Origin of the sequence: Thauera mechernichensis, from assembly GCF_029588855.1 — a bacterium.
GTDB classification, from domain to species: Bacteria; Pseudomonadota; Gammaproteobacteria; order Burkholderiales; family Rhodocyclaceae; genus Thauera; species Thauera mechernichensis.
The window spans coordinates 40,825-49,735 of record NZ_JARQZE010000022.1 but is presented as its reverse complement, the minus strand read 5'-3'; the positions used below and the strand labels follow the sequence as shown (position 1 = coordinate 49,735).

Genomic DNA, 8,911 nt, shown 5'->3' with positions numbered 1-8,911 from the left:
GCCTTCCGAGCTGGCGTCGATGCCCACCATCCACACCGGCTCGAGCACCGGACTGCGCTTGAGTTTGTACAGCAGGTCGGTACCGATGTTGCCCGGACCGATCAGGGCGCATTTGATCTTGTTCATGGGTTCAGTCCCGTAGGGTGTGCCGGCCGCTTGCAGTCCGGCTCGGCATGACGTTGGCTGAGAGGTGCAGCGCGCGCGGCGGACGGAGGAGGGAGGGATGCCCGCCGCGCGGCTGCGAGGAACACGCTGCTAGCGAAAGCTCACCGAACAGCCGCCGAGGCCTTCGATCTGCATCTCGAAGCGGTCGCCGGCACGCGCCGGCACCAGCGGCGCCAGCGAGCCCGAGAGGATCAGCTCTCCGGCGCGGAAAGGGATGCCGAACCGGCCCAGGGTGTTCGCGAGCCAGGCCACGGCTTCGGCCGGATGGCCCTGCACGGCCGACCCCAGGCCTTCGCCGCAGGGTTCGCCATTGCGCGACATGCGCATGCGCACCGCCGCCAGGTCGAGCTCACGCGGGTCGGTCCGCGTCTCGCCGACCACGAAGACACCGCAGGATGCGTTGTCGGCGACCGTGTCCTGGATGCGGATCCGCCAGTCGTCGATGCGCGAATCGACGATCTCGAAGCAGGGCGCGACCCAGGCGGTGGCGGCCAGCACTGCGTCGCGGGTCACGCCAGGGCCTTTCAGGTCGGCCTTCAGCATGAAGGCGATCTCGCCCTCGGCGCGCGGCTGGATCAAGCCTGTCGCGGCAATGTCGATGGCCGCGCCGTCCGCGTGCTGCATGGCGTCGGTGAGGAAGCCGAAATCGGGCTGATGCACGTTCAGCATGTCCTGCACCGGCTTGCTGGTCACGCCGATCTTCTTGCCGATCACGCGTTCGCCGTCGGCCGCACGCCGCGACAGCATGTGCAGCGAGACATGGTAGGCGTCCTCGATGCCGATCCCGGGGTGGCGTTCGGTGAGCGGGACGAGCGTGCGCGCCTGGCGCAATGCTGCGTAGAGTTCGTCGCCGAGCTGGCGGATCAGGTTCGGGTCCATGAACGGTTTCCTGGTCTGGGAGCCTGAGCGGTCAGCCCGGCCACACGCTCGATTCGGCGCCGCCGTCCACTTCGATGACCTTGCCGGTCACCCAGGCCGAGGCCGGGGTTGCGAGGTAGAGTGCTGCGGCCGCGATGTCCTCGACTTCGCCGAGACGCTTGAGCGGCGTGTTGTTGATCATGCCTTCGCGCATGTTGGCGGGCAGCGCACGGTCGAGCGCGGCGGTCATGATCGGGCCGGGGGCAATCGCGTTGATGCGCACGACCGGGGCAAAATCCTGTGCCAGCAGGCGGGTGAGCTGGGTGAGCGCGGCCTTGGCCGTGCCGTAGGCGCTGAAGTGGGGCTGGGCGTAGCGCGCCGCACCCGAGGTGATATTGACGATGTTGCCGCCGCCGGCCGCGCGCATGTGGGGTACGCACAGGCGGGTCAGTTCGTAGGCCGAGCTGACGTTGAAGCGGAACACGCCCTCGAACTTGTCGGTGGACATCTTCAGCGGGTCGTTCGGGCCCGAGCCGCCGGCGTTGTTGACCAGGTGGGTGATGCGGCCGAACGCCTTGAGCGCGGCATCGACCACGCCGCCGAGCTGGGCCAGGTCGGTGACGTCGCAGCTGACGGCAATGGCGCGACGGCCGAGGGCGCGCACCTCGGCGGCGACCGCTTCGACGTCGGCCAGCGTGCGCGCGGCGCAGACGATATCCGCGCCGGCCTCGGCGTAGGCCAGAGCAATGCCGCGGCCGATGCCGCGGCCGGCGCCGGTGATGATCGCAACCTGGCCTTCCAGGCTGAAGCGTTGGATGATGCTCATGCAGTAGGTTCCTTTATGCAGGGGTCAGCGTGGCGACCACAGGTCGGGCATGCCGGGGTCGCTGGAAGCGATCAGGCGCTTGAGCAGCAGCTTCAAGGCCATGGTGTCGCCGGTGCCGAGCTTGGCGGCAACGTCCTCTTCCACCGCCTTGGCGAGCGCGATCTGGCGCAGCGAGGCTTCACGGCCGTCGGCCGTCAGCACGTAGCGGGTCCGCTCCTCGTCCTGCTCGATGGCCACCAGCCGCTGCGACTCCAGCGCGCTCATCGACGTCTCGTCCGCGAGCATGCCGGTGTAGGAGATGAAGCCGTTGATCTCCTGCAGGCTCAGCCCGTCGCGGATCGACAGCACCGACAGGATGAAGAAGGAGCGCTCGTCGAGCGCCTGCGTGCTCAGCAACTGGCGCAGCGCGTGCAGCATCTGGTAGTGGGCGCGGCCGAGCAGGTAGCCGAGCAGGTCCTCGGTGTAGCTGCATTCGGGCGGCGGCGTCGAACCCAGGCGCACTTCCTCGCGCGGCTTGCGCGCGGCAAGCGCGTACTGGCCGCTCTGGAACACCAGCGGCGGCAGTTCGCTGCGGTCGTAGGCGAGGACTTCGCCGACGAAGATGATGTGGTCGCCGCCGTCGTAGCTGAACGCGGTGCGGCACTGGAAGCGGGCGGTGCAGCCGTTGAGCAGCGGCGCCTTGCTGATGCCCTCGTCGAGCTCAAGCCCGGAGAACTTGTCTTCGCCCTGGCGCGCGAAGCGGCCCGACAAGGCCTCCTGCGCGGCCGACAGCACATGCACGTTCCAGTGCTTGGCGTTGGCGAAGGCCTCGCGGCTGCGTGCGTTCTTGGCCAGGCTCCACAGCACCAGCGGCGGGTTCAACGACACCGAGTTGAAGCTGTTGGCGGTGATCCCGATGGGCTCGCCGTCCGCGGCGCGGGTGGTGATGATGGTGACGCCGGTGGTGAAGGTGCCGAGCGCCGCGCGGAAGTCCTGGGGGTCGAACCCCTTGTGCGTCGTCATGTCGTGTCTCGCGGGACGGGTGGAGATGGTGCCGAGTATGAAAGTGGGGCAGGGGCGCAGGCATCGTCCCAACGGACTAACGGTTTTCCCGGCACGGCGGGCAGCGCTGCCGATGCGCTCGTCCGATTGGACTACGCAAGGCCTGCGGGCGCAGGGTATGGTCTGCCCATGATTGCGTGTGCGGGGTCAGCAACCGGAGTGCGTGTCCGGCGCCGACCCGCCCGCCCTTCCTCTCTCGACCTTCGACCCCGGAGTGCTTGCCGTGAACAGACAGATCATCACCCGCCCGGAAGACCTAGCCCTGCTGCTGCAGGCGCACAAGCAGGCCTTCGCCGCCGCCGGCGCCGTCCCCGCGGCCGAGCGCAAGCGCCGCATCCAGACCGCCATCGACCTGCTGGTGAAGTATCACAAGCCCCTCGTCGAGGCGATGGATGCCGACTTCGGCGGCCGCCCCAAGGGTTATTCGCTGATGAACGACGTGCTCGGTTCGCTGACCTCGCTCAAGTACGCCCGCGACCACTTCGAGCCGTGGATGGCGAGCGAGCCGCGCACCCCCTTCCCGCCCTATGACCAGCTCGGCGCCCAGGCCTGGGTCATGTACCAGCCCAAGGGTACGGTGGGCATCATCGGCACCTGGAACGCGCCGCTGTTTACCCTGTTCAGCCCGCTCGCCAGTGCGCTCGCCGCTGGCAACCGCGCCATTCTCAAGCCTTCGGAGGTGGTGTCGCGTACCGCGCAGGTGGTGGCCGAGGCGGTGGCGGACATGTTCGATCCGCTCGTGGTCGGCGTCGTTACCGGCGGCCCGGACATGGGCGAGGCCTTCACCGCCCAGCCCTTCGACCATATCGTGTTCACCGGCAGCACCCAGGTCGGCAAGGCGGTGATGCGCAACGCAGCGCAGAACCTGGTGCCGGTGACGCTGGAGCTGGGTGGCAAGTCGCCCACCATCGTCGCCCGCAGCGCCGACCTGGCGACCGCGGCCTTCCGCATCGCCGCCGCGAAGGCGAGCAACGGCGGCCAGCTGTGCGTGAACCCGGACGTCGTCTACGTGGCTCGCGAGCAACTCGAGGATTTCGTTGCTGCGCTCAAGCGCAGCTTCGGCGAGCTGTTCCCCAGCGTGGCCGGCAACCCGGACATGGTAGCGGTGGTGAACGAGCGCCATCTGGCGCGTGTCGAGTCCTACCTCAGCGACGCCGCCCAGGCGGGCGCCCGGGTGGAATGCGCCCCGGCCCCGCTGGCGGCGGACGCGGCGGGGCGTCAGCGTCCGCTCGCCATCGTCATCGATCCGCCGCAAGGCGCGAAGATCATGCAGGAGGAGATCTTTGGCCCGGCGGTGGTGGTGAAGCCCTATGACGCGATCGACGCCGTGATCGCCGACATCAACGGCCGCCCGCGTCCGCTGGCGCTGTACTACTTCGGCGAGGATGCGGCCGAGCAGCAGCGCGTGCTCGAGCACACCCTGTCGGGCGGCGTCACGATCAACGAGGCGATGTTCCACGCCGCGATGGAAGACGCCCCCTTCGGTGGCGTGGGCGACTCGGGCATGGGGCATTACCACGGCCGCGAAGGCTTCCTCGAGTTCAGCCACACCCGCACGGTGTTCAAGGCGCCGGCCTACGATCCGCGCCGCGAATGGGGCCTGCTGCCGCCGTACTCCGAGCACTTCCTGGCGATGATGGAGGCGCAGGTCACGCCCTGAGCCTGGCACGCCGGAGGAGGTCGTCGCCGCGACGGCCTCTGGCAGGGCGTGCAGTCCTGCGGTAACGAAAAACGCCGCGCCACCACATTCGGGTGTGCGCGGCGTTTCCGCTCTGGCGTCGTGGTTGTGCGTCGCCCCCGCGGCGCCGTCTCTAGCGCCGGGCAGCGGCCAGTCCGGCCTGGCGGCCGAAGAAGGTCGAGTCGCCGAGCGACATCCCCGAGCTGTAGCCCTCGCCCCAGCGCGGCAGGCCGCAGGCCGTGCGGCCGGCAGCGTACAGGCCGGCGATCGGCTGGCCATCCGCGTCCAGCACCTCGCCGCTGGGCCGCGTGTGCAGGCCGCCCATGGTGAAGGCGTGGGCCTTCATGTCCTCGCTGCAGTAGCTGAGCGCGGCGAAGGGCGCTTCGGTGAGCGGACGCAGCCAGTTTGCCGCCTTGTGCAGCAAGGGGTCCTCGCCTGCGGCCGCATGGCGGTTGAACTCGGCCACCGTGTGCACCAGGCTGCCGGCGGGCAGGCCAAGCTCCTGCTCCACCTCCTCCCAGGTCTCGCCGACTGCGGCAATCTTGAGGTCGGGCTGGATCACCGGACGGCCAAAGATCTCGTTATCGACCAGCAGCCAGGCCTTGCCCTCGGGCTGGCGCAACACGTAGTGGCCGACACGGCCGTGGTAGGCGTCCTCGTTGATGAAGCGCTCGCCGCGCGCATTGACGAAGATGCCCTTCACCAGCGACTCGGGCGGGAAGAAGGGGATGGTGGCAAAGAACTGGTCCATGTGGATCGTGGCGCCGCCCACGCTCATGCCCATGCGGATGCCCGAGCCGTCGTCGTTGCCGCCGGAGACGATCTCCGAGCAGGCCAGCGCGCCGGGCGCAAAACGCGCCACCATCTCGCGATTGACGATGAAGCCCCCGGCGCACAGGATCACGCCCCTGCGGGCGCGCACGTACTTTTCCGCGCCCTCGATGCGCACGATCACGCCGACCACGCTGTTCGTCCGGTCCACGATCAGGCTGAGCGCGCGGCTGTTGCAATGCACGACCGCGCCCATGGCTTCGGCGCGCGCGCACAGCTTCTCCATCAGCACCTTGCCGCCGCCCCAGCCCTCGAACTGCGCAGTGTGGCCGCGCGGCGCCGGCCTGGCCTTGGCGCTGAACGGCCAGGCCGCCTCGCTGCCCGACCACAGCAGGGTGTCGTCGGTGGTGGGCTCGATCCACTTGCCCGGCAGGTAAGTGCCCTTGAACGGCACGCCCTGGGCCTCCAGCCAGTCGAAGTGGGCGGCGGCCTCTTCGGCGTACAGGCGCACGCGGTCCGCGTCGGCGCCCGGGCCGCCGGCCATCATCAGGTAGGTGCGCAGATCCTCGGTGCTGTCCTCGAAGCCGTGCTCGCGCTGCACGCGGGTGCCGCCGCTGCCGCCGACATAGACCTCGCCCCCCGACCACGAGGCGCTGCCGCCGGGGGCGGCTGCCACCTCGAAGACATGGACGTCGGCGCCGGCCGCGCGCGCCTCGATCGCCGCGCAGCTGCCGGCGGCACCGAAGCCGATCACGGCGATGTCGGTCTCGATGTCCCAGTGCGGCACCTCCTCGACCCGGCAGGCGCGGGCGGGGCTGTGGCGGGGCGGTGCGTCGGGAGTGGGGGAAGGGCTTGTGCTCATGTGCTTTTCCTTATCGTATCTGGCTGCATGGAGGTCTCCGCGCACGATCATCGGAGCCCGCAGCCTGTGCCGCATCCCTCGATTGGATGATGTCTGCGCGCATGCCGACCGGCGCGTGCGCGTCTAGTCCGCATTGACGATGAAGCGTGCCCGGCCTGCCGCCACCATCGCCCACATTCCAACAAGATCAGGGGTGGAGCGTGAGCGTGCAAGATCAGTCACAGATGGGCTGGGACGTCATCGTCGTCGGCTCCGGTGCGGGCGCGATGACCTCGGCGGTAGTCGCCGCCGACCAGGGGCTGTCGGTACTGGTGATCGAGAAGAGCGACAAGTTCGGCGGCACCTCGGCGATCTCCGGTGGCGGCATCTGGATTCCCAACAACCATTACTTCAAGGCCAAGGGCGGCCAGGACAGCTACGACAAGGCGCTGCAGTACATCCTGGCAGCCGGTGGCGGCAAGGCCGACGAGACCAAGGTGCGCGCCTACCTCGACCACGCGCCCAAGATGATCAAGTACCTCGAGGACAAGTCCCGCGTGCGCTACGCGGTGGCCGAGAAGTACCCCGACTACTACCAGCACCTGCCCGGCGCCTTGCCCGGCGGCCGCTCGCTCGACCCCGAGCTGTTCGATACCAGTACGCTCGGCGACGAGCTCGCCAACCTGCGCCGGCCTTCGCCTTCGACCCTGCTCATGGGCCGCATCGCGTGGACCGCGCGCGACGCCCACGTCGCCATGGCGCGCGAGCGCGGCTGGCGCTTCAAGGTGCTCGGCCTGATGCTGCGCTACAAGTTCGACTTCAGGTGGCGCAGGAAGAGCAAGTTCGACCGCCGCGCCGGCCTCGGCAGTTCGCTGGTGTGTGCATTGCGTGCCTCGCTGCTCGACCGCAAGGTGCCGCTGTGGCTGAAGACGGACTTCCGCGAGCTCGTGCTCGATGGCGACCGTGTCATCGGTGTCCGCGTCTCGCGCGAAGGCCGTGAGCTGACGCTGATGGCCCGCCGCGGCGTGATCCTCGGCGCCGGCGGCTTCGAGCAGAACCAGGCGCTGCGCGAGAAGTACCTGCCGCAGCCCACCAAGGCCGCCTGGAGCGCCACGCCGCCGGGCAACAACACCGGCGCCGCGCTCGAGGCCGGCATGGCCGCGGGGGCCGCCACCGACCTGCTCGAATGGGCGTGGTGGGCGCCGACCATCGCCGTGGTCGGCGAGGACAAGCCGCGCGGCGTGTTCGCCGAGCGCGCCTTCCCCGGCGCGATCGTGGTCAACAGCCTCGGCAAGCGCTTCTGCAACGAAGCCCAGGGCTACCTCGAGTTCGGCGACGCCATGTACAAGGACCGTGACGCCACTGGCGGCAAGAACGTGCCGGCGTGGTGCATCTTCGACGCCCACTTCCGTTTCAACTACGCGATGGGGCCGCTGATGCCGGCGCAGATCATGCCCGACAGCCGCCTGCGCAAGGAGTGGCTGGGCAGCGTGTACTGGAAGGCCGACACCCTCGACGAGCTGGCGCGCCAGATCGGCGTCGATCCCGCCGGACTCAACGACACGGTGGCGAAGATGAACGCCTATGCCAGCAGCGGCAAGGACGCCGATTTCGGCCGCGGCGACAGCGTGTTCGACCGCTACTACGGCGATGTCAACGTCAAGCCCAATCCCTGCCTGGCGCCGATCCAGAAGGGCCCGTTCTACGCCATGCGCATGGACGCCGGCGACATCGGCACCAAGGGCGGGCTGCTGACCGACGCCCATGCCCGCGTGGTGCGCGCGGACGGTTCTGCGATCGAAGGCCTCTACGCCATCGGCAACACCTCGGCCTCGGTGATGGGTACCGCCTACCCGGGCGCCGGCGCCACCATCGGGCCGGCGATGACCTTCGGCTACATCGCCGCGCACCACATCGCGGCCAACGCGTGACGAATCGACAGGAGACAGAGCACATGGCAGGACGAATCGAAGGCAAGGTGGCGCTCGTCACCGGCGGCGCGAGCGGCGTTGGCCGTGCAACGGTGGAACTGTTCGTCAGGGAAGGCGCCCAGGTCGTGTTCACCGACCTCAACGCCGACGCGGGTGCGTCACTTGCCGCCGGGCTCGGCGGCAAGGCGCTCTTCATCCTTCAGGATGCCGCTTCGGCGGCCGACTGGGACGCGGTGATGGCGACGGTGCGCGAGCGCTTCGGTCGCCTCGACATCCTGGTGAACAACGCCGGCATCCTGATCAAGGGATCGATCGAGGACGCCTCGCTGGACGACTGGCAGCGCCTCATGCGGGTCAACGCCGACAGCGTCTTCCTCGGCTGCAAGGCCGCCGTGGCGCTGATGAAGACCGGCAGCGGCGGCTCGATCATCAACATGTCCTCGATCGCCGGCATCGCCGCCAAGGAAGACTACGCCGCCTACGGCGCCTCCAAGGCCGCCATCTCGGGCCTCACGCGCGCGGTTGCCGCGCATTGCCGCAAGGCCAAGTACCGCATCCGCTGCAATTCCATCCACCCCGACGGCATCATGACGCCGATGACTGCGGGCTCGTACCCGAAGGGCATCGACCCGGCACGCTTCACCATCGACGCCGACCCGATGAACCGCGCCTGCCTGCCCGAGGATGTCGCCGCTGCCATCCTGTTCCTTGCCGAGGATGGTTCGCGCGCGGTCAATGGTATCGAGCTGCGCGTCGACAGCGGCCAGTTCGTCATGAGCATCTGAGCCGCCGCAACACTC

The 8,911-nt window shown here is 68.9% G+C and carries 7 protein-coding genes and 1 pseudogene; 3 read left to right on the top strand and 5 right to left on the bottom strand.

Annotated features, from left to right (window positions below):
- The 4 genes and pseudogenes from P7F68_RS18235 to P7F68_RS18220 form a co-directional block, all read right to left on the bottom strand.
- Positions 1–126 (bottom strand): annotated as a pseudogene (locus P7F68_RS18235) (acetaldehyde dehydrogenase (acetylating)); the annotation flags it as partial.
- Between the two features lie 129 nt (positions 127–255).
- Complete coding sequence (locus P7F68_RS18230; RefSeq protein ID WP_277835287.1) at positions 256–1,044, bottom strand: fumarylacetoacetate hydrolase family protein; 789 nt, start codon at positions 1,042–1,044, stop codon at positions 256–258.
- 31 nt (positions 1,045–1,075) lie between these two features.
- Positions 1,076–1,849 carry a glucose 1-dehydrogenase gene (locus P7F68_RS18225; protein ID WP_277835285.1) on the bottom strand — a complete coding sequence of 258 codons (774 nt, stop codon included), beginning with the start codon at positions 1,847–1,849 and terminating at the stop codon, positions 1,076–1,078.
- Positions 1,850–1,873: 24 nt separating this feature from the next.
- The gene (locus P7F68_RS18220) at positions 1,874–2,851 is read right to left on the bottom strand and encodes a flavin reductase family protein (RefSeq protein ID WP_002925356.1); all 978 of its coding nucleotides are present in this window, start codon (positions 2,849–2,851) and stop codon (positions 1,874–1,876) included.
- 262 nt (positions 2,852–3,113) lie between these two features.
- Between P7F68_RS18220 and P7F68_RS18215 the strand changes: the two genes are divergently transcribed.
- On the top strand, positions 3,114–4,550 hold the full coding sequence (locus P7F68_RS18215) for an aldehyde dehydrogenase family protein (protein WP_277835282.1): 1,437 nt from the start codon (positions 3,114–3,116) through the stop codon (positions 4,548–4,550).
- A 151-nt stretch (positions 4,551–4,701) separates the two neighbouring features.
- Here the strand turns inward: P7F68_RS18215 and P7F68_RS18210 are convergent, their stop codons facing one another.
- Positions 4,702–6,201, bottom strand: coding sequence for an FAD-dependent oxidoreductase (locus P7F68_RS18210; protein WP_277835280.1), 1,500 nt, complete (start codon positions 6,199–6,201; stop codon positions 4,702–4,704).
- A gap of 206 nt (positions 6,202–6,407) precedes the next feature.
- Here P7F68_RS18210 and P7F68_RS18205 point away from each other — a divergent pair, with 206 nt between their 5' ends.
- The gene (locus P7F68_RS18205) at positions 6,408–8,111 is read left to right on the top strand and encodes an FAD-binding protein (protein WP_232431553.1); all 1,704 of its coding nucleotides are present in this window, start codon (positions 6,408–6,410) and stop codon (positions 8,109–8,111) included.
- 23 nt (positions 8,112–8,134) lie between these two features.
- Positions 8,135–8,896 (top strand): SDR family oxidoreductase, encoded by a 762-nt coding sequence (locus P7F68_RS18200; protein WP_277835277.1) that lies wholly within the window; start codon positions 8,135–8,137, stop codon positions 8,894–8,896.
- Positions 8,897–8,911 lie beyond the last annotated feature (15 nt).

Bases quoted from the DNA above. Each gene is read 5' to 3' on its own strand.
- P7F68_RS18220 (WP_002925356.1), bottom strand. From the start codon at position 2,851: ATGACGACGCACAAGGGGTTCGACCCCCAGGACTTCCGCGCGGCGCTC.
- P7F68_RS18200 (WP_277835277.1), top strand. From the start codon at position 8,135: ATGGCAGGACGAATCGAAGGCAAGGTGGCGCTCGTCACCGGCGGCGCG.
- P7F68_RS18210 (WP_277835280.1), bottom strand. From the start codon at position 6,201: ATGAGCACAAGCCCTTCCCCCACTCCCGACGCACCGCCCCGCCACAGC.
- P7F68_RS18230 (WP_277835287.1), bottom strand. From the start codon at position 1,044: ATGGACCCGAACCTGATCCGCCAGCTCGGCGACGAACTCTACGCAGCA.
- P7F68_RS18225 (WP_277835285.1), bottom strand. From the start codon at position 1,849: ATGAGCATCATCCAACGCTTCAGCCTGGAAGGCCAGGTTGCGATCATC.